Raw genomic sequence first — 23,981 nt, 5'->3', positions numbered from 1 at the left:
GGAATCAATCAACATGCGAAGGTAGCTTGATTAGATAGGTAAGAATAAGATGGAAAAGAAACTACTGAGGTTGCTCGGCAGTGAGGATTACATACCCTCCAATGTGCCGGAGCTTCTCTCCCAAATGGGCATGAAGCCCAATCAACAGCAGGTGCTGCAAAGCCTGCTCAAAAGCCTGGAGAAACAGGGTAAAATCGTACGGACGAAAGGCAATCGCTACATTGTGGCGCTAGAAGCTGATCTGGTGCCGGGTGTGATTCAGATCACACGCGGAGGCCGGGGTTTTGTACAGCCGGAGGAATCTGGCATTGGCGAAATCAGCATTTCGGAAAGCAATACAAGCACCGCCATGCATGGCGACCGTGTGCTGGTGCGGCTGGATGTGAAGCCGGGGCAGCAGGAGAAAAGCGGCAGCGTCGTGAAGGTGCTGGAGCGCAAGCGAACGCAGTTTGTCGGCACGCTGCAGCGCTCGAAAAACTTTCTGCACGTAACGCCGGATGATCCTCGTCTGCCTGGGGCGATCTATGTTTCGGAGCCACGGGATGTGGGCCGCAAGCCGAATGTGGGCGACAAGGTGGTGGTGGAAATCACGCAATGGGAGTCGAAGAAAACGGCGCCTGAAGGCGAGATCATCGAGGTGCTCGGTCCGCCGGACGAAGAAGGCGTGGACATGCTCTCGGTGCTGCGGCACTACGACCTGCCGCTGCACTTTCCGAAGAACGTGCTGCATGAGGCGCATGCGATTGCGAAGTCGCGGCCCGACAACCAGCCGAGCGCGCATGAATGCGCGGGGCGTGTAGACTGCCGGGCGCACAACGTCATCACGATTGATCCGGATGATGCGAAGGACTTTGATGATGCCATCTGCCTGCAGAAGCAGGGCGAGCAGTGGAAGCTGTGGGTGCACATCGCGGATGTGTCCCACTACGTGCAGCCCGGCAGTGCGCTGGATGTGGAGGCGAAGAAGCGCGGCAACTCGACCTACCTGGTGGACCGGGTGATCCCGATGCTGCCAGAGGCGCTGAGCAACGAGCTGTGCTCGCTGAAGCCGAACGTGGACCGTTTGACGAAATGCGTCGAATTTGTGCTGTCCAAGGACGGGCATGTGGAGAGCGCGAAATTTTACGCGGCGGTGATCCGCTCGAAGCGGCGCTTCACCTACAAGGAGGCGTTTGGGGTGATCCAGGTGCCGCCGAACAATGAGACGGAGCAGATGCTGCACGATGCGCATGCGATGGCCCAGAAGATCCGGCATCACCGCTTCAAAAACGGCTCGCTGGACATGGATTTCCCGGAGAACAAGATCCGTCTGGATGAGCATGGCAAGGTGCTTCGGATTGAGCGGATCGAGAACGATGAGTCGCATCAGTTGATCGAGGAGTACATGCTGCTGGCAAATGAGGCGGTGGCCGGACGCTTGATGGGACTGAACCGGCCTTCGGTGTATCGTGTGCATGAGTCGCCGAAGGAGAAGAAGCTCAATGATTATCGCGAAGAGGTGCTGAGCCATCGCGTGCCGTGCGGAAATCTCACGCACCGCGCTGAAGTGCAGAAGCTGCTGAGCCGGCTCAACACGCTGCCGATTGGCCCGGCGCTGAAGATTGGCTTTCTTCGCTCGATGATGCGGGCGCGGTACGCGGTGGAGCCGCTGGGGCACTATGGCCTGGCGAAGCCGAAGTACACGCACTTCACCTCGCCGATCCGACGCTATGCGGACCTTGTGGTGCACCGGTCGCTGTTTGAGAAAGTGGAGCTGAATGCGGGTGTGGCGAAGCAGATCGCCGAGCACATCAGCATCACGGAAAAGAATTCATCTGACGCCGAGCGGGACAGCAAGGAGGTCAAACTCTATGCCTATCTCAAGGCGCAGATCGCTTCGAAGAAGCCGCAGCCGTATGCAGCGCTGGTCACGGATGTACGGAACTTTGGGTTCTTTGTGGATGTGCCAGATCTGGGGCTCAGCGGCGGAGTGCCGCTCTCCGCGATCCGCGATGACTTCTATGTCTTCGACCCGGTCGCCCGTCAGATCATGGGGCGCCATACGCGCCGCGTTATCCGCCTCGGGGACAATGTGGTGGTGCAGATCTACAAGCTGGACACCTTCAAGAAGCAGGTGGATTTCCAACTGGTCGTGCCGAAGGAGGAAACGCAACGCACGCGCAAACCCGAGCGGTCTGAGCGTCGTGAAAGAGACCGCAGCGAAATCAAGAGCGCTCCGCCGCGCAAACCCGGCCATGGGCACAAGCGTGCGCAGCAGAATAAAAAGCGGAAGAGATGAGCGGCCGTGGCGAGAGATTGAGGATCGACAAGCAATCGATTTTTGATTGTAACCATTCAGGCCGGTAGGGATCTGGAAACGACAATTCGGGGGGCAAAGACTTCTTGTGCCGCCATCTTCCATCCCATTGCCACTGACATGGCGAGTGTTTTTGATTTTCAAAGTTCCGATGGAGCGGCCACGCATGCCATCATTTTGGCAGGCGTGGGGCTTCAAAAGCATGCGACCGCTTAGCCCAAGCCGACGGCATCGCGCACACGGCTCAGCGTTTTCCGCGCGACCGCCCGTGCCTTCTCAGCGCCTTCGGCGAGGACTTTGTCCACGTAGCCTTTGTCGGCGACGATTTCATCGCGGCGGGCGCGGAACGGGGCAAAGTAGTCGGTGACGCCCTGGAGGAGGCGCTTTTTGAAATCGCCGTAGCCGACGCCGCCGTTGAGGTGGTCGGCCACCATGGCGTCGTAGTCGGACTGTGACGCGACGAGTTTGTAAAGCGCGAGGATGCTGCTGCCTTCGACGGCCTTGGGAGCTTCGACGGGGGTGGAGTCGGTCTTGATCCCCATGATCTTCTTTTTGAGCGGGCCGGGTTCCTCGAAGAGCGGGATGGTGTTGTCGTAGCTCTTGCTCATCTTCTGGCCATCAAGGCCGGGGACGACTGCGGTGGCTTCCTGGATGCGTGGCTGGGGCAGTTTGAAGAGACCTTCGCCGAAGGTTTCATTCATCTTGATGGCGATGTCGCGGGTGACTTCGACATGCTGTTTCTGATCTTTGCCGACGGGGACGATGTCGCTGTCATAGATGAGGATGTCCGCGGCCATCAGGACGGGATAGGCGAAGAGGCCGTGGGAGGGCTTGATGCCATTGGCGATCTTGTCCTTGTAGCTGTGGCAGCGCTCGAGCAGGCCCATGGGGGTGATGGTGCTGAGGATCCAGGAGAGCTCGCAGTGCTCGGGGACATCGCTCTGGCGGAAGAAGACGCATTTGTCGGGGTTGAGGCCGCAGGCGAGAAAATCGACTGCGAGCTCGCGGACGTAGCTGCGAAGGGCCTTTCCGTCGTGAACGGAGGTGAGGGAGTGGTAGTCAGCGATGAAGTAGTAGGCGTCACCTTCGTGCTGCAGCTTGAGGGCCGGCTCCATCATGCCGAAGAAATTGCCGATGTGGAGTCTGCCGCTGGGTTGAAGGCCGGAAAGGATGCGCATGGTCTAGGAAAAGGAAAAATGAGGAGGGAGAGTTTGAATGGCGAATGGGGATTGTCGAATGCGGAATGACGGATGTGGAGCCGGGGCCGTGGAGACGTTCGGTTTGGCCGCAGAGGGGCGGAGAGGCAGAGAAGGCAGAGTTTTTGAACCCCGGAACGGAGGTCGGAACGGGCGCTTTCGAACACGTATGGCCGCGAACGTCCGCGAATTTTCAGGAATGATGACCTCAGGCGTTCGTGCCCAAATGTCTTAAAATGGGCGACATCGAAATTACGCAGGCCGCTTCGGCGGCACCACAAACAGCGGCACCGCCGCCTTGTGGCGCACGGCGTCGATGGTGCTGCCGTGGATGATGTCCCCGATCAACCGGTGTCCGTGCGAGGCCAGCGCGATGAGGTCAATGCGCTCCTCGGCGGCGACCTTGAGGATCTGGTCGGGCGGCTCGCCGAGGACGAGGCGGATGTTCACCGTGAGGCTGGAGTCGGCGCGCAGTCTGGCAGCGGTGGCCTCGAGATAGCTCAGGTCCTGCTTCATCTCCTCGGATTCGGCGAGCTTGAGCTGGTCGAAATTGCGCGCGGCCCAGCCGTCGGCGACGTGCACCAGGAGGAGCTCGCTGTGCATGAGGGTGGCGAGGGCGGTGATGGCGGGGAGCAGTTCCTGATCGGAAGCACCGGTGTCGAGGGCAACGAGGATTTTGCGGTACATGGCGGTGTTAGATTCCGAGGGCGTTGATCCAGGACTGAGGGGCGAAGAAATCGAAGAGCAGCTTGAAATTGAGGATGATGATGACGACGGCGCTGGCCCAGGCGAGGAGCTTGATCCAGGCGGGGTTGGCAAAGCGTCCCATCTTGGCTTTTTCATCGGTAAAGCGCAGCAGGGGCACGACGGCAAAGCTGAGCTGCATGGAGAGGATGACCTGGCTCCAGATGAGCAGGTTGGTGGTTTCCCCCTCTCCATAATAACCGATGACGCAGACGGCTGGGACGACGGCGATGAGGCGGGTGATCAGGCGGCGCAGCCAGGGCTTGAGGCGGATGTTAAGAAAGCCCTCCATGACGATCTGGCCGGCGAGGGTGCCGGTGAGAGTGGAGTTCTGCCCGCTGGCGAGGAGGGCGACGGCAAAGAGCGTGCTGGCGATTCCGACGCCGAGGACGGGAGTGAGGAGCTTGTAGGCCTCCTGGATTTCCGCGACCTCCCTGTGGCCGGTGGTGTGGAAGGCGGCGGCTGCGACGATGAGAATGCCGCCATTGATGAAGAGGGCGAACATGAGGGCGAAGGTGGAGTCGATGGTGGCGAACTTGATGGCCTCGGTCTTGCCGGCGTCATTGCGCTCGAAGTTGCGGGTCTGCACGATGGAGCTGTGCAGGTAGAGATTGTGCGGCATGACGGTGGCGCCGAGGATGCCGATGGCGACGAAGAGCATCTCGCGATTTTTCAAAATGTCGATGGAGGGGACGAAGCCGGAGGCGATGCCGCCGAGATCCGGCTTGGCAAAAAACATCTCGGCAGCGAAGCAGCCGCCGATGGTGAGGATGAGGGTGATGACGAGGGCCTCGACGTAGCGGAAGCCGCGGTTTTGCAGCAGGAGGACGATCATGACATCCAGCGTGGTGATGACGCAGCCCCAGACAAGGGGGATGCCGAAGAGGAGCTGGAGGCCGATCGCAGAGCCGACAACCTCGGCAAGATCGCAGGCGGCGATGGCGGCCTCGCAGAGAATCCAAAGGAACCAGACGACGGGGCGGGGGTAGTGATCGCGGCAGGCCTGGGCGAGATCGCGGCCAGTGACGACGCCGAGCTTCACGCAGAGGTGCTGAAGCAGGATGGCGATGAGGTTTGAGATGAGAATGACGGACAGCAGGGTGTAGCCGTAACGGGCGCCACCGGCGAGGTCGGTGGCCCAGTTGCCGGGGTCCATATAGCCGACGGAGACGAGGAAGCCGGGGCCGGCATAGGCGAGCATTTTGCGCCAGAAGGAGCCGCCCTGCGGCACCTGGACGGAGCGGAAGACTTCGGGCAATGAGTCACCTCCGCGGGAGCGCCAGCCAGTGTCAGGAGTGTTTTCCATGGGCATGGGGATCTAATTAGAAGCGGAAAGAGACGCCGACAAAGGGATTAATGGCCTCCTGGGCGTTGTAGTACCAGTTTACGCCAGCGTCGAACTTCAGATTCGGAGTAACGAGATAGGTGATGCCGCCATCGAGGGAGGACTGCCAGTAGCGCCGTTCGTCATTGAGGTAGCCCTGATAGGTTTCCACATAGAAGCCGAGTTTTTCAGTCAGATCCCGCCCGATCGCGATGGTGAAGGCGGGCTCAAAGTAGCGCGTCTGGTGGTCGGTCACCGCTCCCGCCAGGAAGATGCTGGAGCCAAGCTCCCAGCCGCCGCCGATGTCGAGCTCCTGATTGACGGTAAGGCCGTATTCCCAGCACTGATTTCCCAGGCCCTCCTTGGCGGTGGGCACTTTGAACCAAGGCAGCAGGGCGATGGCGTAGGGACCTTCGTCATTGCCTATGAGATTGGTTTTCGAGCGGAGGTACAAATCACCGCTGCCGGAGGTTTTGCCGATGAGCACGCTGCCCGCATCCTGGCTGCGGTGGAGGATGCGCGGCGCCCAGCCGATCTGCAGGTCGGTGTTGTGGGTGATGCCGTATTTGAAAATGAAATCGCAGAAGGAGGTGTCGTCCGAGCGCTCGCCCGCCTGACGGGAGCGGGTGAAGGAGATGAGATTGCTTTCGACCTGGAACCACCCTTTGGGGACGGTCTGGGCGGATTCGGTCTGGTCGGGGCGGTCGGTGCTCAGGGGGCGCACGTTTTTCCGCTCGGTTTCCAGCCAGTCATCGGCGGCGGCCAGCGGGCTGATGGCGGCAGCGATGAAGGAGAGGATGTGTTTTGTCATGCTACAAGTGTTAGTCATGGCTAATATTGTTTGCAAGAGCGAATATGCCTTTCGTGATTGAAGAGGCGGCGGGGCGCTCCATTTTTAAGGCTGCACATGCCCGCCAAACGCAAGGAACACACCAGCCATCTCGGTTCTCCCGCCATTGAGGATTACCTGGAGCAGATCCATAATCTGATCGCCACCAAGGGGTATGCCCGGGTGGTGGACATCGCGAAAAACCTGGACATCTCGCAGGCGAGCGTGACGAACATGATCCAGAAGCTGGATGCAGAGGGATTCGTTGTCTACGAGCGCTACCGGGGGGTGGTCCTCACGGAAGAGGGCAGCAAGGTGGGGGCGGCGATTGCGCGGCGGCACGAGGTGCTGACGCGGCTGCTGGCGGGGTTTGGCCTGGACCCGAAAACGGTGCACGAAGACGTGGAGGGCATGGAGCACCACATCAGCCGGCAGACGCTGGATGTGCTGACCCTGCTGATGGAGGAACTGGAGGGAAATCCCGTCTTGATGCGCAAGCTGAAGCGCAAACTGGCCGCGCTGGCTTGATTTAGAGTGGATAAAGGAAATCCGAAGATTGGTTGAAGAAGATGAAAAGCCCTTGATAGTCCCATCCACCAACCTTCGTTAAGACACGCGGCCGATATCAACCATGCGCTGGTGCCTGTCCATCCTCCCATGCCTCCTGATCCTGCTTGTGCTGGGGGCTGAGTGGTGCACTTCTCCGGGGGCGATCATGGTGAAGGATCCTTCGCATCTGGCCTGCCTGCTGGACGACGACAACACGGAGAACGAAACCGAGGCGAAGGACGGCATCCCGCGCGACGAATATTCCGGGCTGGACCTGGAGATGAATTTCGCAGGGCTTTTTGTGATGAGCCAGTGTGCAAAAACCGAAATGGTTTTGTCGCTGGAGGGAACTGCGGTGCCGAAACTCCTGATGGGAGTGAGGAGGCACCGGTGGCTGTGCAGGGAGAGTTGCTGAAGAGCGGAACAGATTCTGCTCACTTTTTACAACGGTCAGTCTGCTGAGGCCTCGCCCAGACCATGCCCGTGCAACTTTCTCCCGAACGAGGTCAGCCATACCCATTCCCTGCTACCATGAACATTCGTCTTACCCTTCTTTGCAGTCTTCTCCTCACCACCGCGGCTTCCGCCGGCTCCGTCATGCTCACAGTCAAAGCTGACAGTGAAAACAAAACCGCCGACAAGAAAAAAGCGGAGGTCACCCGCGCCACCTGGCTCAATGTGCGCATGACCAATACCAGCGCCACCAAACTGGAAGGGGTGACTTTGAAGTGGACCCTGTATGCAGCCAACCTCAGGCGTGGGTCGGATGACATCGTGGTGGAAAAATCCGGTGAGATGAAGGTGTCCATTGATGCCAACGGCCGCTATGCCGATGTGGCCACGCCGAAGGTGGCGTTTGTCTACACACCCATGCACACCGAAAGCTCGGGCAGCGGCCGCAGAATGCGTTCCAAGACAGTGGAGGAGTCCGGGCACCGGTATCATGGCTACCATGTCCAGGTGGTCAATGGTGACGCGGTTCTCGGGGAAGCATTCAGCAATGAATCTCTCAAGAAACACCTGAAATAACCGTCCATAGCCCGAACTGCTGATCCGACTGGCAAGCCTGGCTTTCATCCGCAGGTGGAGTTCCGCCGCCTGCGTTTGCGGGGGGGGGGAGGTGCCTTGAAGGGCGAGAGATAGTCGCGCCCTCTAGATATTACCGGAAAGTCCGGCGTGACATTTGAGTCCACGGCGGGCTAAAACCCCAGCTGTTTGTTCAGCGCTTTGAGGGCGGGAGTTACCGCTCAGCGATGCTGCAAATGTTTGAATATAAGTATACTGCCTATTTAACAAAGATTGCATGAAAGGGTATTGGTTGGTATTGCTTTGAATTATTTGTCGTGTTTTCCGCTACAACTTCATGAAAAATGTTACCTCTATTTTGCTGCTGGCACTTTGCCTCACCGTGCGGGCTTACGCGGAAAAACCAGCGGCTGCGCCGGAACCAACGGCAGGGCCTTCGGCAGAGCGCCTGGCTGAGCTGACGAAGCGCGTCACCCAGAAAAAGACGATCAAGCTGGAGGACTACCTGGCCAAGGTGGCAGCCTCGAATTTGGGCTATGCCTCGCAGAGGTACAATGTGTCCGTGGCTGATGCCGCGATCATGGCGGCCAGGGTTTTTAAAAATCCGGAAATCCAGATCAGCGGCATGAAGGATGTGACGAACTATGGGTCCAGCCAGCAGCTGCCCGGCTTTTACAGCGCATTCATCACCCAGACTTTTGAGACTGGGGGCAAGCGGCGCGAGCGCCAGCTGGTGGCGCGCAAAAATTACGCGGCAGTCTCCACATCGCTGCAGGGATTTTTGCAGAACCTTCGTCTGGATGCCGCGGCAGCGTATGCGGATGCGATCGCGATGGGGCAGGTGGCGGCGCAGTTTCAGCGCACCGCCGGCCTGCTGAAGGACCTGCTGAAGGCCCAGGAGGAGCGTCAGAAAGCCGGCGACATCAGCGATGTGGACCTGTTGCAGACCCGGGTGGAAGTGCGGCAATACGAGGCTGAACTGCTGGATGCCCAGGGCAAGGCGGCAAACGCAGAGCTGGGGCTGAACGCGTTTCTGGGACCGCAATTCTCTTCAACGCACTGGGTGCCGGTGGGCACGCTGGACGTCGCACCGCAGACCACCGAACTGCTGAACCTGCTTTCCAGCGCCATCCGGAACCGCCCGGATCTCATCGCCATGCGCTACCGTCGCGATGCGGCGGCGGAGAACATCAATTTGGAAAAAGCGAACCGCGTGCCCGATGTGACCGTGGGAGTCGGCTGGACCAACAGCACGTACTCGGGCAATGCGACCTCCCCTCAGCCGAACTACAACATGGCGGGCGTGCAGCTGAGCCTGCCGCTGCCGATTTGGAACCGGAACAAGGCGGGGATAGCCTCCGCAAAGGCGCAGGCTGAGCAGGCACAGCTGGATCTTGAAGCTGCCGAAGTGAAGGCCGGCGTGGATGTGCGTCAGGCACTTTCGCTTTACAACGTCGCCCGTGAGCGGGTGGGGCTATATCAGGCCGGCGTGCTCAAGGATGTGGATGCCGCGCTGGAAAAACGCGTGGTCAGCTACAAGCGCGGCGGCTCTTCGCTCCTGGAACTGCTGGATGCCCAGCGCAAGGCCAATGAAGTCTGGCAGAGTTTCTACGGTGCACAGAGCGATTACGCGAGGGCGGTGATCGAACTGCACCGTGCGGCAGGCATCTGGATCGTCCGCTTCTGACCCCCTTTTTTATTTCATCATGCAAATCGTCAAATTCTCATGGCCTCTGGTTTTGCTCCTCGCGGCCTGCAAGCCTGCCGCAGTCGTTGAGCCGGATCCTCACCCCATCAAGGTGGAGCAGAACCATCTCATCTTCACCCCTGGTGACCCGCAGATCAAAGCGATCGGCGTGCAAAAATCCAAAGAACGAGACGAAGTGGTGCTGCACCTCACCGGCAAGCTGGTGTGGAACGAGGACGTCACGACGAACATCTTTTCGCCGCTGGCCGGACGTGTGGCGAGCATCAAAGGAGCGCGCGGACAGAAGGTAAGCGTGGGGGATGAACTCGCGCGTATCACCTCTCCGGATTTCGGCCAGGCACAGGCGGACGCGACCAAGGCCGAGGCGGATCTGGCGCTGGCAAAACAGGTGCTGGATCGTACCAAGGATCTGGTGAAGCAAGGAGTGCTGCCGCAGAAGGAGCTCGACACAGCGGACAACGCCTTCCGGGATGCGCAGTCCGAGCGCGACCGCGCGGTGGAAAAGATGGCGGTGTGGGGCGGGCGCGGCGGAGATGTGAACGGCTCCTTTGCGCTGAAGGCGCCCATGGCGGGAGTGATTGTGGACCGCAACGTGCAGCCGGGCGCGGAAGTGCGATCGGATGCCATGCTGGCGGGAATGGCGGTGGTGGCCGCGCCGATGTTTGTGATCTCGGACCCGGAGTCGCTGTGGGTGCATCTGGATGTGAGCGAGCAGGATCTCTCCAATCTGCAGGTGGGGCAGAAGCTGGAAATCCGCTCACGCGCCTACGGTGGAAAAGTTTTCCCCGGCGAGCTGACCGTGATCGGCCAGTCGCTGAATCCGGACACCCGTACGGTGGTGGCCAAGGGCACCGTGTCCAATCCCGAAAGGCTGCTCAAGGCGCAGATGTATGTGGACGTGAACGTGATCACGCATGTGCCGAAGATGCCTCAGGTGCCGGTGAAGGCGGTGTTTCTGCGCGAGGGGAAGGCCTGCGTGTTTGTCCGCGTCTCCGAGACCAATTTTGAAATGCGGCAGATCGTGACGGCGGCGGAGGACTCCGGAAATGTGTTTGTCAGCAAGGGGCTCAAAGCCGACGAAGAAGTGGTGAATGAAGGCGCGCTCGTGTTGGAGAGCCTGCTGGACGCCAACACCAGCACCGCAAACGCCGGCGCAGAGAAGAGCACGGAGAAGAAGGCCGAACACTAACCTCCATGGGCACGCTCACCAAATACGTACTCAAGCATCGGCCGATTGCCTTTGCGCTGATGATTCTCTTTGTGCTGGCGGGAGCGCTGGCCTTCAACCGCCTGCCGGTCGAGGCGTATCCGGACGTGACCAACGTGTCCGTGCAGATCATCACCCTGCTGCCCGGACGCGCGGCGGAGGAGGTGGAGCGCCTGGTGACGGTGCCGATTGAAAACTCGATGAACAGCATTCCGAAGCGTTCGTCCATCCGCTCGGTGTCCCTGTTCGGGCTCTCGCAGGTGACGATTGTTTTCGAGGACGATGCGGACCGCGCCTACTGCCGGAACATGGCGTTTCAGCTGCTTTCCAGCGTAAGCCTGCCGCCGGATGCCGAGACGCGTCTTTCTCCGGACACGACACCGGTCGGTGAGATTTACCGCTACACGCTGGATGCGCCGAAGAGCATGCCTTCGACGGAGCTGCGTGCGATTCAGGACTGGATCGTCGAGCGCCAGCTGCGCACGGTTTCCGGTGTGGTGGATGTGATCGGGTTTGGCGGCGCCACAAAGCAGTATCAGGTGCTGATCGATCCGATGAAGCTGCTGTCGTATGACATCTCGCTGCGGCAGGTGCTGGATGCGCTTTCCGCCGGGAACAAAAACGCGGGCGGGGCCTACATCGAGCACGGACCGGAAATGTTCATCGTGCGCGGTCTGGGCTTTGTGCAGTCGCTTGAAGACATCGGGCTGATCGCAGTGGAGACGCGTGGCGGGACGCCGATCCGGGTGAAGGATTTGGGACGCGTGCTCATTGGCGAGCAGCTGCGGCTCGGACGGGTGGGCCGCAACATTCCTGCCGAACATTTCGAACTGGATGACGCCATCGAGGGCATTGTGATGCTGCGCAAAGGGGAGAACGCCATGGAGGTGCTGGAGCGCGTGCGGGCGAAGATCGACATCATCAACACCAAGTTTCTGCCGCCTGCGGTGCACATCCGCATGCACTACGACCGCACCAATCTGATCAACCGCACCCTGCACACGGTGCATAAAAACATGGCGGACGGCATCGGGCTGGTGCTGCTGGTGCTCATCATGTTTCTGGGGCTGGGGAACATCCGCTCCGCGCTGGTGGTGGCGGCGGTGGTGCCCTTGTCACTGCTGGGCGCCTTCTTCATGCTGGATCTGCGAGGTATTCCGGCGAACCTCATTTCGATGGGGGCCATCGACTTCGGCATCATCGTGGACTCCGCGGTGGTGGTGATCGAGGACCTGCTGCGCATGATGCATGAGCGACGGGAGAAAAAAGAGTCGCTGTTTAAACTGCTGCCGAAGGCCGTGGGGCAGATGGGACGCCCGATCTTGTTTTCGAAGGCGATCCTGCTCACCGCATTCCTGCCGCTGTACACCATGCAGCGAGTGGAAGGAAAAATCTTCAAGCCGATGGCGCTGACGCTGACGTTTGCGCTGATCGCCGGAACCATTCTGGCGCTCACGATCGTGCCGCTGCTGGCCAGTTACGCGCTGAAAAAAGGCCCGGGGCCGCATGAGTCCTGGCTCGTGCGCATTCTGCTGAAATTGTACCGCCCTTCGCTCGGGTGGGCGCTGAACCATGGCAAGATGATCGTCATCTGCGGTGTGGCCATGCTGGCGGTGGCGGGTGTCGTCTCCACGCACACGGGAACAGAATTCCTGCCAAAGCTGGACGAAGGCTCGCTCTACATCCGCTCCTTCCTGCCACAGACGATTTCGCCCTCGGAGTCGGCGCAGATCATGCGGAAGATGCGCGCGGTCATTGCTTCTTTCCCAGAAGCAAAATCCATCATCACGCAAAACGGGCGCCCGGATGATGGCACGGACGTGAACGGTTTCGACGTCAGCGAAACTTCAGTGGACCTCATCCCGCGCGAGGAATGGACCTCTGCGCCAGATCGTGACGGCCTGGTCAAAAAGATGAAGGCAAAGCTGAACATGGAAGTGCCCGGGGTGCAGTATCAGTTCAGCCAGATCATCGAGGACAACGTCAACGAGGCCATCTCCGGCGTGAAGTCCGAGCTGAGCGTGAAGATCTTCGGCGACGAGCCCGAGAAACTGCAGCAGCTCGCGGATCAGATCGTGGACATTCTGAACACGGTGCCCGGTGCCGCCGACGTCGGCACGGACCGTCTGATGGGACAGCCGCAGGTGCAGATCGCCGTGGACCGCTCCGCCATTTCTCGTGCTGGCTTGTCGATGATGGACGTGCAGTCCGTCATCGAAACCTCCATGGGTGGCTCCGTCGCCACCAAGGTTCTTGAAGGCGAGCGTACCTTCGACCTCGTCGTTAAGATGATTCCGCGCTCAGTCGCCAGCATCGACGGCATCCGCCGCATTCCCGTTTCTGGCTCCGATGGCGAGCGCCTTACCCTCGGCGCCCTCGCCTCAGTGGATGTGAAGCCGGGCTTTGCCCGCATCTATCGCGAAGAAAACGCCCGGCTCACCGCGGTGAAGCTGGCGGTGCGCGGGCGGGACCTCGGTACGCTGGTGGCGGAAGCCCAGGAAAAGGTGAACGCCCAGGTGGTGCTGCCCAAGGGTTTCCGGCTGGAATGGACAGGGGCTTTCGAAAACCAGCAGCGCGCTGTGAAGCGGCTGATCCTGGTGGTGCCCATCACACTCGTGGCCATCTTCTTCCTGCTCTTCACAGCGTTTGATTCGGCAAAGCTGGCCACGCTGATCCTGCTCAACGTGCCGTTTGCCGCCGTGGGAGGGATTCTGGTGCTGCCGCTGGCAGGGCTGGCGATGTCTGTGTCAGCCCTGGTCGGCTTCATCGCTCTCTTCGGTGTATCGGTGCAAAACGGGGTGCTGCTGGTGGAGCGAATACGCGAGCTGCGCAAAGAAGGCATGCGCATGGCCGAGGCGGTGCGTGAAGGCTCCATCAGCCGTGTGCGACCGGTGGTGATGACCGCCGCGATGGCCGCGCTGGGCCTGCTGCCCGCAGCCTTGTCCCATGCCGTGGGTGCGGAAACCGCGCGCCCCTTTGCCTGCGTGATCATCGGCGGCCTCGTCACCGCCACTCTGCTCACCCTCTTCATCCTGCCGGTTCTCTACCCGCTGTTTGATGCCGGCGAGGAAAGCCTGCACAGCAAGTACGTGCTGATCGAAGGTCCGGGGCATCAGCCCTTCCTCTCACTGCACAAGAAGAAAAAGCCCGCGGAGCCGGAGCCGCCGGCCGAGTCCCCAGGAGAGCACGGACCGGGGTGATATTTGGCGCTGGACTGTGGATTCAGCCGTGATAGCCTAAAGAAACCACTGCCATGAACCTCCGTCGCCGCGATACCAAGCCTCTGGCTGCGCTGGTGCATTTGCTGCTGCTGATCGGCCTGCTGTTCTCGTCTCAGGGAGTGGCTCCGGCCCTTTGCATGGTGGCCGCGGTGATCGATGGTGACCACCTGGTGAAGGTGGGCGTCTCCCAAGAAGGTGCGATGACGGTGGTGCTGTCCCATGCGGGAAAGTCCAAGGCTGAGCTGACGGCCCATGAGCATGATGCGCTGTGCCGGATGCTGCTGACCTTTGCCGAAACGCCTGCTCCCGGAGCTTCGGACCATGTGCTGGCCTTCAAGAGGGTGGAGGATGTGGCGCGTGCCCAGCGCTTCGTGTCCGGCATGCAAAATGTGGCCAAACAAGCCGCGCCCGCGATGATTTTGAATTCTATGCGCATTCAAGCGCCCGCCGCAGACATGGCGGACCGGCGTCTGCAGAGACGCGTGTGGACGCAGGGGCTGGCGCTCAAGTCCTGCAGGATGGTGATGCGGTGTTGAGAGCGGCAGGATGAACCTCCTGGGTCCGTGCTGCTCACGGACAAAGCGGGCAAGGGACGCGGATCAACTCCGTATCTGCCCGTTACGCGCCACCTATTTTCCAAGCCTGCACCATGAAATTTTCTGCCCGTATTCTCTGCCCGTTTCTCGTTTCCCTTCTGCCCGCCCTCAGCATGGCGGAGCCGGTCTCCGTCAATTCCCTCGTTCTCAAAGCCCTCATCACGCATCCCGAACTGCGCTTCTATGAAGCCCAGATCGATGTGGCCAGGGGAGGTAAAACCAAGGCGGGGGAGATCAAAAACCCTGACATGATGATCGGCGTGGGGAACTGGAGGCTGCGGGATCTGGCCACCAACTACGTCACCGACGGCCCGACCTGGGCGGTGCAGCTGACGCAGACCTTTGACTGGCCGGGACGGCTGACGCTGCGCAAGGCCATCGCTCAGAAGGACGTTGAACTGGCGCAGCTGGGGTTTGATCAGTTCAGGGCGGCGCTGGCAGGGCGGGTGCGCACCATCGCGTGGAAGCTGCTGGCAGCGCAGGAGCAGACGCGTGCGGCGGACGAGGTGGCAAAGCGCTTTAAATCCCTGGCCGATGTGCTGCTGCAGCGCGACCCAGCCGGAGCCGCGCCGCGTTTGGAGGCCCGCATCATCCAGGCCAGCGCCCTCACTCTGGGCGCGGAGGCCACGCTGGCACGCAATGAACTCGCGGCGGCGCGCTTTGAGCTGAACCAGCTGCTCGGTCAAAAGGCTGAGGAACCGGTCGAGATCACCATGGAAAAGCTGACGCTGAATCCACCGCCCCCCATTGAGAGCCTGATGGCCGAGGCACGGCGAAAAAACTTCGCGCTGCGGGCGCGCTTCTTGGATGTGGAGCAGCAGGGATATCACGTGGAGCTCGCCAAAAACGAGCGCTGGCCCAGCATCACCGTGCAGCCCTACATGCAGAAGCAGACCACGCTCACGCGCGAAACGCAGGTGGGCATCGGCGTCTCTATTCCGCTCCCTTTGTGGAACCGGAACAAGGGCGCGATCGACGCCGCCCAGGCCAAGCAGGTGCAGGCGGAGGTCATGCTCACCGCGCAGATGCGTCAGCTCGAGCGTGACGTGGCCGCGCAGGCAAGCCACTACCGCATTCATGTGGAAGAACTGGCCAAATGGCCGGCGGACACGCTGGAGAGTTTCCGCAAAGCCGCTGCCGAGGCGGACGAGCATTACCGCCTGGGAGCCCTGCCGCTTGCCACGTACACGGAGCTGCAGCGGCAGTACATTGCCTCCGTCAAAGCGGTGCTCACTTCGCAGATGGGAGCGGTGGATGCGCGCCTGCAGCTGGAGCAGCTGACGGGCACGGCCGTGGCGCAGTAAGGTCTGGCCTTTTCACAATCCTGAGTCTTTGCGGCCATGCTCAATTTCATTCTCGACTTTTCCGTACGCCAGCGCGCTCTCGTGCTGCTGGGCGCTTTTGGCCTGCTGGGGGCGGGCCTGTATTCCCTCATGCACCTGCCGATTGATGCGGTGCCGGATCTCACCGGCCCGCAGGTGCAGGTGAACGTGTCGGTGCCGGCGCTGGCGCCGGAAGAATCTGAACGCGCGGTCACGCGCCCCATCGAAATGGCACTTTCTGGTATGCCAGGGGTGCTGGACTCGCGGTCGCTGACGAAATTTGGCCTCAGCCAGGTGACGATCCAGTTCGAAGACGATGCGGACATCTTCCGCGCACGGCAGCTGGTGACCGAACGTCTCACTGCGGTGATGCGTGATCTGCCGCCGGGCAGCGCGCTCAGCCTCGCCCCCATCAGCACCGGTCTCGGTGAAATCTTCTACTACACGCTGCACTGGAAGAAAGGCGCCAGGGAGAAGCCTGCCGATGAGCGTGAAGGGCTGATGCGCCTGTGGGAGACGCATGAATACATCGTGAAACCTCACCTGCGCGTGGTGCAGGGGGTTGCGGAGATCAACAGCAATGGCGGCCATCAACGCCAGGTCACGGTGGAGCCCATGCTCGACAAGCTGAAGGCGGCCAACATGACCGTGGGCGAGCTGGCCGCCATCATCCGGGGCAATGTCGAAAACGCCGGCGGTGGTGTCATCAATCGCGACGGCGAGCAGCTCACCATTCGCAGTGTGGGCCGTGTGAGCACGGCCGAGGAAATCGCGAAGCTGCCGGTCAAGTTTGGCGCCGCCATTGAGCCGCTGCGGGTGCAGGATGTGGCGAAAGTGCAATGGGGCGCGGGGTTTCGCGGAGGTGCGGCGACGATGGATGGCGAGGAAGTTGTCCTCGGCACGGTGATGATGCTCATGGGCCAGAACGCGCGCGTGGTCTGCCATCGTGTGGCGCCCAAACTGGAGGAGCTGCGCGAGAAGCTCCCCCCGGGAATGGATGTGACGGTGGTGTATGAACGTTCGGACCTTGTGGAGGCTACGGTCGGAACGGTGGAAAAAAATCTCGTCGAAGGTGCGGTGCTCGTCATCGTCGTGCTGCTGGTGCTGCTGGGGAACTGGCGTGCGGCATTGATTGTGGCGCTGGCCATTCCGCTCTCGTTTCTCTTTGCCATCTGCGGCATGGTGCAGGGCGGATGGTCAGGGAATTTGATGAGCCTTGGCGCGGTGGATTTCGGCCTCATCATCGATGGCGCCGTGGTCATGGTGGAAAACATCATCCGCAGGCTCGGCATCAAGCAGCATCATCTGGGCCGCAGGCTCACCAACGAGGAGCGTTCACGCGAAGTACTCGCAGGCAGCAAGCAGATGGCCAGCCCGATGTTCTTTGGCGTGCTCATCATCACCATCGTCTATCTGCCGATCCTCACGCTTACCGGCGTTGAGGGCAAAATGTTCCGCCCCATGGCCGTGACGGTAATCTTTGCGCTGGCCGGAGCCCTGCTGCTGGCGCTCACGCTCATGCCTGCGATGTGCTCGTTCTTCCTGAGCGGCGACATTGCGGAAAAGGAAAACTGGATCATCGCGGGACTGAACCGCGTGTTTCAGCCCATGCTGCGTGCGGCCATCCGCCTGCGCTGGCTGGTCGTGCTGGTTGCCGTCGGTTTCTTTGCCTTTTGCGGCTGGCGCTTCACCACTCTGGGGGCGGAGTTTGTGCCCAAGCTGGATGAAGGTTCCATCGCCGGCATGATCTACCGCAAGGTGGGCATGAGCCTCAAGGAGTCGCTGCATGAGGATCTCGTGCTCGGTGAGATGGTGAGGAAAAAATTTCCCCAGGTGACGCGCTTCTTCTCCCGCAGCGGCACCAGCGAGGTCGCCACGGATCCGATGCCCCCCAATGAGACGGATTTCTACATCTTCTACACCCCGGTCTCGGAGTGGCCGAAAGGTCCCGGGCTGCCGGCCAACAAGGCCGAACTGTGCGAGGCCATCGAGAAGGAGGCGCTCAGCGAGCATGACGACCAGACCATCGAGTTTGGGCAGCCGATCGAGACACGCTTCAATGAGATGATGGAAGGCTCCAAGGCCGAGCTGACCGTGCGCATCTACGGCATTGAGTTTGATGTGCTCGAAAAGCTGGCGGAGCAGGTGCGGGAAATCATCAGAAGCACGCGGGGCGGAGATGCCGAGCTCGAAACAAACGGGCGGACCAGCACTGTCGTCATGCAGGTGAAACGCGACATTCTTACCAAATACAATGTCCCGCTCGCTGAACTCAATCATGCTGTTTCAGCCGGCCTCGGCGGCGAGGTGGCAGGCCAGGTCGTCGAAGGCAACCGCAAACGTGATATCGTCGTGCGCCTCCCCGAAGAGGAGCGTGCCAAGGAGGAGATCATGAAGAGCCTGCCGCTGCGGGTTGGAGATTTTGGAATGCTCGCGCTGGGCGATGCTGTGGACATTCGCACGGAGAAAACGGTCGAGCCTATCCGCCACAGCCGCACTCAACGGCGCGCGGCTGTGCTGGTAAAAGTGGGCGGAGGCAGGGACATGGAAGGCTTTGTGAACGAGGCCTCGGCACGGATCAAAAAAGAGGTGGTCTTCCCCGAGGGCTACAGCTTCGAGTTTGGCGGAACTTTTGAAAACCTGCAGGAGGCGCGCGCGCGCCTGATCATCGTGGTGCCCACGGCGCTGGCGCTGATTTTGATGCTGATCTTTTTCGCCTTCGGCAGCATCCGGCAGACGCTGCTGGTGGCCACAGGTATTCCGCTGGCGCTGACGGGTGGAATCATCGCGCTGGGGCTGCGGGGCATGCCGTTCAGCATCACGGCGGCGGTCGGTTTCATCGCGCTCAGCGGTGTGGCGGTGCTGAATGGGCTGGTGCTGGTGAACTACTTCAATGAATTGCGTGAGGAAGGCATGGGCGTGCGCGAGGCGGTGCTCAACGGCGTGGCCACTCGATTACGGCCCGTCATGATGACGGCGCTCGTCGCGGCGCTCGGCTTTGTGCCGATGGCCCTCGCGCACGGCGCGGGAGCAGAGGTTCAGCGCCCGCTGGCCACGGTGGTGATCGGCGGCATCATCAGCTCCACCCTGCTCACGCTGCTGCTGCTGCCGATGCTGTATGACTGGATCGAGCGACCGGTGAAAAAAGAATGATCAGATCAGAGCGGCGATCGGCACCCCGCGTTTGGCGCCGGTGCCGCCGTAGATGCTGAAGCTGCCGCCACCACCGGAAATGGTTTCTTGCGCAGGGATGCCGAGAAGCGCGCCGATGGTGGCGTGGAAGTCGAGCACGGTGACGGGATTTTCGACCACGTGCGTCCCCGTTTCATCCGTCTTGCCATACGCCTGGCCGCCTTTGACGCCGCCGCCGGCGATGAAGGAGGAGAAGGCTATGGGATGATGACCGCGCCCAGTTTTTTCGATCTTGGGAGTGCGTCCGAATTCGGTGGTCAGAACCACCAGCGTGCTCTCCAGCAGGCCGCGGGCCTCCAGATCTGCCAGCAGGGTGCTGACACCGTAGTCCACGCGGCTGGCGTTGTACTCGACCTTCGCAAAGTTGTCCTCATGCGTGTCCCAGCCGCCGAGCTCGATCTCGACGAACTTGGTGCCGCGCTCGACGAGCCTGCGGGCCAGCAGAAGTCCCTGGCCGAAGTAGTCGCCGCCGTATTCCTCCAGCGTGCGGTTTTTTTCCTGGGTGATGTCGAAGGCTTCAAGATCCTTGCTGGTCATGAGCTTGATGGCATCGGCGTAGACATCAGCATGCGCCTTCACATCGGCCATGGGATAGCGGTTGAGGAAGTCGCTGTTGAGCTTTTCGGCGAGGCCGCTGCGCTTGCGCAGATTGGTCATGGAGTCGCCGTTTTGCAGCTGGGTGTGCTCCAGGCCTTTGGCGGCATCCAGCACTGGGACCGGGGCATAGCGGGCATCCATGAAGCCGCTGCCGGGATGACCTGCGAGACCTGCGAGTCGGATGTACGGCGGCAGGGTGCCGTGACTTTGGGTGACCTGCCGCGCCACCCAGGAGCCGAGGGTGGGATGACGAACGGACGCGGACATCTCGAAGCCGGTGAGCACTTTATAAACGCCCGGCTCGTGAGCGCCCTGCGTGTGGTGCATGGAGCGGACGACGGCGATTTTTTTGGCATGCTCCGCCAGCATGGGGAAATAGCCGGAGAACTGCAGATCGTCCGCCTTCGTCTTGATGGTGCGCACAGGGCCCTGGTGGCCGTCGGGGGCATCGGGCTTGGTATCAAAGGTGTCGATGTGGCTCATGCCGCCGCGCATGTAGAGATAGATCACGTGGCTGGCGAACTTGGGCGCGCTCGTTTCCAGCGCGCGCGCCAGGCCCGGTGGCGGCACCAGGCTGACGCCGAGGCATGTGCGGGCCAGACGTGTGATCAGCTCGCGGCGGGAGATGTCATCGAGGCGGTTGAGCGAGTGTTTCATAAAAGCCGGGCGGTTATTTTTGGAACATGAATTCGGCGGTGGAGAGCAGGGTGCGGGCGAGCGCCTTGGCGTTGCGTGTTTCTCCCAGCGTCTCCTTGCAGGCGTCGAGTTCGGCCTGAGTCGGCTCACGCGTGAGCACGGCCAGGAAGGAGCCGCGCGCAACTTCGCGGATGTTGTTGAGTCCGCGCAGGCTGTCGGAAAGCGGGCTGCCGGAACGGGCTACATGGTCGAAGAAATCACTGTTCAGCATGAGCAGGGCCTGAGGCACGGTCGAGGCGCTCCAGGCATCGCCGATGAAGTCGCGGTTGCCCTGGCCAAACATGCGCAGGAAGTGGCCGTCCGGAGTCGGCTGCGGCAGTTCAGAGGCACGCTCCAGACCGCCGCCGGCAAACTCTTGCGCCATGTCTTTGCGCAGGCGGGCGCGGCGCTCCTCGACGAGCATGGCGCGCTCTTCCTGGCTGGCGATCTTGCGCGCCATGGCGGTGACCTCGCTGACTTTTTTGGCGGCGACGGCGGCTTCCAGTGCCGCGACACCCGGCGCTTCGAAGTCCAGAGTGGCATCGAGATCCTTCACGGCGAGGGACATCATGGAGTCCCACACTTGCTCGGCCGTGAGTCGGCGGATCACCGGGCCGGGAAAGCGATAAGCCACGGTGGAATCTGGCGGCGGCATGCCGGCCTCGCGCTGGTACGCCCTGGTGAGGCAGAAGATTTGCAGGATCTCACGCACGTTGTATTTCGACTCGCGCACCACGTTGACCAGGTACTGCGCGAGGTCGGGATTCGCGCAGTCCGCAATTTCACGCACTTGATCGACCCGGCCGGCGAAGGGCACGCCGAAGAGCTTTGCCCAGAGGCGATTGGCCAGAGTGAGGCTGAAGCGGGTGTTGTTGGGTTCCGTGATCCATGCGGCCAGCGTGTCCGCCGGGCGTGCACTGTCAGGGGGCGGTGCACCGTAGAGCACTGCCGCGGGAATCATTTCACCCGGCTTGCCATCCGGGTATTGATAGTCTTCGGGAAGCTTGGCAGGGCTGCCTTCTCCATTGACCACGCCCGCGCCGCCTGCCGCACGCTGGAGGGCCAGCAGGGCATCCCGGATGCGCTTGTACTTTTCTTTTCGTTCGTAGTCGTAGTCGTTCTTGGCGTTGGCCAGTTTGTTGTAGTGAGCGACGGCTTCGCGAATTTCTTTTTCGTCAACAGCACCGACAGCTTCTTCCTTGCTGGCCGTGCGGATGCCGGAGGTCCACGCGAGGAACTGATGGTAGTCTTTGCGCGTCCAGCGGTTGTAAGGATGGTCGTGGCACTGCGCGCAGGAAATCTGCGTGCCGAGGAAAAGGGTGGCGGTGCTCTCGATGTTGGCGGCGCGGTTTTCGCCATCGCGCAGGTAGTAGCCTGCGGCGGGTGCGCGCCAGCCGTAGCCCTGCGGGCTGAGCAGTTCGCGCGTCCACTGATCAAAGGGTTTGTTGTCACGGATGCTCTGCTTGATCCACGCGAGGTAGAAGTCTCCCTGCACGTCTTCGGCGAGCTTGTCTTTGGCGCGGAGAAGATCGCACCAGTAGTTGAACATGTGGCTGATGTGGCCGTTGGAGGCCAGCAGTTCATTGATCAGGTGGGCGCGCTTGTCCGTTTCCCTGGCAGTGATGAAGCGTTTGGTTTCATCGCTGGTGGGAATGCGGCCGATGAGATCGAGATACACGCGGCGCAGCCAGACGTAGTTGCTGGCCATGGGGCGGGGCTCCTCCGCGTGCTTGCTGAGATCCTGCTCAATGAGCTGGTCGATGCGCGCGGCGACCGATTGCAGGTGAGAGAGATCAACGGTTTCGTTCAGGGTGGTGATGGTGACCTCCTTGGAGCGCGCCGAGGTCCATGAGCCGAAGTTTGCCCCTTCCTCGACCCAGCGCCGGATGAGAGCGATCTCCTCGGCGCTCAGCGGCTTGCCATCGTTGGCAGGAGGCATGAGATCGTCGTCACCGGGTTTGCGGGAAATGGATTTCACCAGCGTGCTTTTGGCGGCCTTGTGTGGGAGCACGAGATTGTCGGTCTGGCTCTTTTCACGGATCGCCTCCACGTCATCCAGGCGGATGCCGCCTTTCGGCTTCTTCATCTGGCTGTTGTGGCATTCAAAGCAGGAGCGCTCCAAAATGGGAAGGACCTGCTTTTCAAAATGGACCTTGCCGGAGATGCCGGGAATCTCAGCGGACATGTCGTGCACGGGTTTTGATGCAAGACTCTTGGAAGGGACCATGCCGGTCTCCCTTTTCTCGGGCGCCGGTGGTGTGGGGGCTGGAGGCGCTGCCACGGGAGCCGCCTCAATTTTTGGCTCCGCGACGACGATGACGGGTGCTGGCGGTGGTGGTGGCGGAGCCGGAGAAGGGGCGACGATCGGCACGCTGGGTGGAGGTGGCGTAGGCGCAGGCGCAGGTGGCAGCTGAATGGGTTCCGCTTCCACCACCACGGGCGGTGCCGGTGGATTGGCGATGATGCGGCCGTCCATGATCACGCGTTTGCCAGTGCGCTGGGCCACGGTGGGGGCGAGGTCGAGCCAGAGAAAGGCCTGCGGCCACAGGAACGTGCCGCCGAGGAAGCCGATGATCAGGGCTGCCGCCGCTGTCTTCCAGTTTGGCAGGAAGGTGAACCAGCGCCGCTGACGGCGGCCGATGGTGGCGGCCTCGATGCTGCGCATGAGGTCGTCGATGGGGGAGACGTTCACGCTGGCTTCGATGGCGTCCTGCAGTGCGGCCGGAGTGTCGCTTTTTTCCAACTCCAGGCGCAGCAGCGCATCCATGCCGAGCTGCAGCTCAAGCTCCTTGAGCGTGTCAGGATCGCTCATGAGCACCTGCCACTCCTGATTGGAAAGCACTCCTTCCAGGGCTTTGTCGATGGCTTCGTCGAAGTTCATGCGGGGCGTTGCTCCAGCTGGGATTCGATGCATTTGCGCAGCTGCTGGCGCACACGCATGAGCAGGGTGCGCACGGCGAGGGTGCTGCGCCCGGTGCGCTGGGCGATCTCCTCGCTGGAGAGCTGCTTCTCGTAGCGCAGGTCAACGATGGTGCGCTGATGGTGGCGGAGCTTTTCAAGGCAGGCTGCGAGGTGGTCCGACTCCGCGCTCACCGGATGGTCGGAAGCCTCCAGCGCCATCTCCCAGCGCACCTGTTCGGAGTAGCGCTCGTGTTTGACGCATTCGCGCGCATAGGCCTTGAGGCGGTCGCGCAGCAGATTGTGGGCAATGCTGCGCAGCCAGGGCTGCAGGGAGCCTTCGGTGAAGTCGGCCATGTTTTGATAGGCAAACACAAAGGCGTCATGCGCCACCTCGTCGATCAGGTCCGGAACGGGAGCACGCAGGGCGAGAAATCGGCGCAGCGGCTGCAGGTGCCGTTGCATGAGCATGCGAAATGCAGCTTCATCGCCACGCTGGACCTGCCCGGCCAGAGCGGCGTCGTTTGGAGCTTCAGAGTCGGAGGGTGTTGCCATGCACTGGGGATATGGACGCCCGAAGCTGAAGTGTGGCAGAAATTTT

At 61.2% G+C, this 23,981-nt stretch carries 17 protein-coding genes; 10 read left to right on the top strand and 7 right to left on the bottom strand.

Features of this window, described 5'->3' with window-relative positions; all coding sequences use genetic code 11:
- Nucleotides 1-49: 49 nt before the first annotated feature.
- The gene (gene rnr, locus ACILSO_RS01245) at nucleotides 50-2,278 is read left to right on the top strand and encodes a ribonuclease R (RefSeq protein WP_395735530.1); all 2,229 of its coding nucleotides are present in this window, start codon (nucleotides 50-52) and stop codon (nucleotides 2,276-2,278) included.
- A gap of 230 nt (nucleotides 2,279-2,508) precedes the next feature.
- Here the strand turns inward: rnr and trpS are convergent, their stop codons facing one another.
- The 4 genes from trpS to ACILSO_RS01225 form a co-directional block, all read right to left on the bottom strand.
- On the bottom strand, nucleotides 2,509-3,474 hold the full coding sequence (trpS, locus tag ACILSO_RS01240; RefSeq protein ID WP_395735529.1) for a tryptophan--tRNA ligase: 966 nt from the start codon (nucleotides 3,472-3,474) through the stop codon (nucleotides 2,509-2,511).
- Between the two features lie 270 nt (nucleotides 3,475-3,744).
- Nucleotides 3,745-4,179, bottom strand: coding sequence for a universal stress protein (locus tag ACILSO_RS01235; protein WP_395735528.1), 435 nt, complete (start codon nucleotides 4,177-4,179; stop codon nucleotides 3,745-3,747).
- Nucleotides 4,180-4,186: 7 nt separating this feature from the next.
- Nucleotides 4,187-5,542, bottom strand: a complete 1,356-nt coding sequence (locus ACILSO_RS01230; protein ID WP_395735527.1) for an Nramp family divalent metal transporter — start codon at nucleotides 5,540-5,542, stop codon at nucleotides 4,187-4,189.
- Between the two features lie 16 nt (nucleotides 5,543-5,558).
- Nucleotides 5,559-6,371, bottom strand: coding sequence for a transporter (locus tag ACILSO_RS01225; RefSeq protein ID WP_395735526.1), 813 nt, complete (start codon nucleotides 6,369-6,371; stop codon nucleotides 5,559-5,561).
- A gap of 96 nt (nucleotides 6,372-6,467) precedes the next feature.
- Here ACILSO_RS01225 and mntR point away from each other — a divergent pair, with 96 nt between their 5' ends.
- The 9 genes from mntR to ACILSO_RS01180 all read left to right on the top strand — a co-directional run bounded on the left by mntR (nucleotide 6,468) and on the right by ACILSO_RS01180 (nucleotide 19,171).
- Nucleotides 6,468-6,917, top strand: a complete 450-nt coding sequence (mntR, locus tag ACILSO_RS01220; protein ID WP_395735525.1) for a transcriptional regulator MntR — start codon at nucleotides 6,468-6,470, stop codon at nucleotides 6,915-6,917.
- A gap of 103 nt (nucleotides 6,918-7,020) precedes the next feature.
- Complete coding sequence (locus ACILSO_RS01215; protein WP_395735524.1) at nucleotides 7,021-7,353, top strand: hypothetical protein; 333 nt, start codon at nucleotides 7,021-7,023, stop codon at nucleotides 7,351-7,353.
- A 116-nt stretch (nucleotides 7,354-7,469) separates the two neighbouring features.
- Nucleotides 7,470-7,967 carry a hypothetical protein gene (locus ACILSO_RS01210; RefSeq protein WP_395735523.1) on the top strand — a complete coding sequence of 166 codons (498 nt, stop codon included), beginning with the start codon at nucleotides 7,470-7,472 and terminating at the stop codon, nucleotides 7,965-7,967.
- Nucleotides 7,968-8,301: 334 nt separating this feature from the next.
- A complete protein-coding gene (locus ACILSO_RS01205; protein ID WP_395735522.1) occupies nucleotides 8,302-9,651 on the top strand; it encodes a TolC family protein in 1,350 nt (449 codons plus the stop codon).
- Between the two features lie 19 nt (nucleotides 9,652-9,670).
- The gene (locus ACILSO_RS01200; protein ID WP_395735521.1) at nucleotides 9,671-10,861 is read left to right on the top strand and encodes an efflux RND transporter periplasmic adaptor subunit; all 1,191 of its coding nucleotides are present in this window, start codon (nucleotides 9,671-9,673) and stop codon (nucleotides 10,859-10,861) included.
- Nucleotides 10,862-10,866: 5 nt separating this feature from the next.
- The gene (locus ACILSO_RS01195; RefSeq protein ID WP_395735520.1) at nucleotides 10,867-14,079 is read left to right on the top strand and encodes an efflux RND transporter permease subunit; all 3,213 of its coding nucleotides are present in this window, start codon (nucleotides 10,867-10,869) and stop codon (nucleotides 14,077-14,079) included.
- Nucleotides 14,080-14,132: 53 nt separating this feature from the next.
- Nucleotides 14,133-14,636: a hypothetical protein gene (locus ACILSO_RS01190; protein ID WP_395735519.1), complete on the top strand. Its 504-nt coding sequence runs from the start codon at nucleotides 14,133-14,135 to the stop codon at nucleotides 14,634-14,636.
- A 113-nt stretch (nucleotides 14,637-14,749) separates the two neighbouring features.
- Nucleotides 14,750-16,000 (top strand): TolC family protein, encoded by a 1,251-nt coding sequence (locus ACILSO_RS01185; protein ID WP_395735518.1) that lies wholly within the window; start codon nucleotides 14,750-14,752, stop codon nucleotides 15,998-16,000.
- 36 nt (nucleotides 16,001-16,036) lie between these two features.
- A complete protein-coding gene (locus tag ACILSO_RS01180; protein ID WP_395735517.1) occupies nucleotides 16,037-19,171 on the top strand; it encodes an efflux RND transporter permease subunit in 3,135 nt (1,044 codons plus the stop codon).
- Here the strand turns inward: ACILSO_RS01180 and ACILSO_RS01175 are convergent, their stop codons facing one another.
- The 3 genes from ACILSO_RS01175 to ACILSO_RS01165 are packed head-to-tail and all read right to left on the bottom strand — an operon-like array spanning nucleotide 19,172 to nucleotide 23,935.
- Entirely contained in the window at nucleotides 19,172-20,464 is a 1,293-nt protein-coding gene (locus tag ACILSO_RS01175) for a DUF1501 domain-containing protein (protein WP_395735516.1), read from the bottom strand.
- Between the two features lie 13 nt (nucleotides 20,465-20,477).
- Nucleotides 20,478-23,363, bottom strand: coding sequence for a DUF1549 domain-containing protein (locus ACILSO_RS01170; RefSeq protein WP_395735515.1), 2,886 nt, complete (start codon nucleotides 23,361-23,363; stop codon nucleotides 20,478-20,480).
- Nucleotides 23,360-23,935: an RNA polymerase sigma factor gene (locus ACILSO_RS01165; protein WP_395735514.1), complete on the bottom strand. Its 576-nt coding sequence runs from the start codon at nucleotides 23,933-23,935 to the stop codon at nucleotides 23,360-23,362. The genes ACILSO_RS01170 and ACILSO_RS01165 overlap by 4 nt, the downstream gene beginning before the upstream one ends.
- Between the last annotated feature and the right edge of the window lie 46 nt (nucleotides 23,936-23,981).

The sequence above is a fragment of the Prosthecobacter sp. genome, assembly GCF_044226605.1.
In the GTDB taxonomy this organism is placed as follows: Bacteria; Verrucomicrobiota; Verrucomicrobiia; order Verrucomicrobiales; family Verrucomicrobiaceae; genus Prosthecobacter.
Note: the sequence above shows the minus strand (reverse complement) of the source record. Positions and strands in the feature narration are given on the sequence as shown.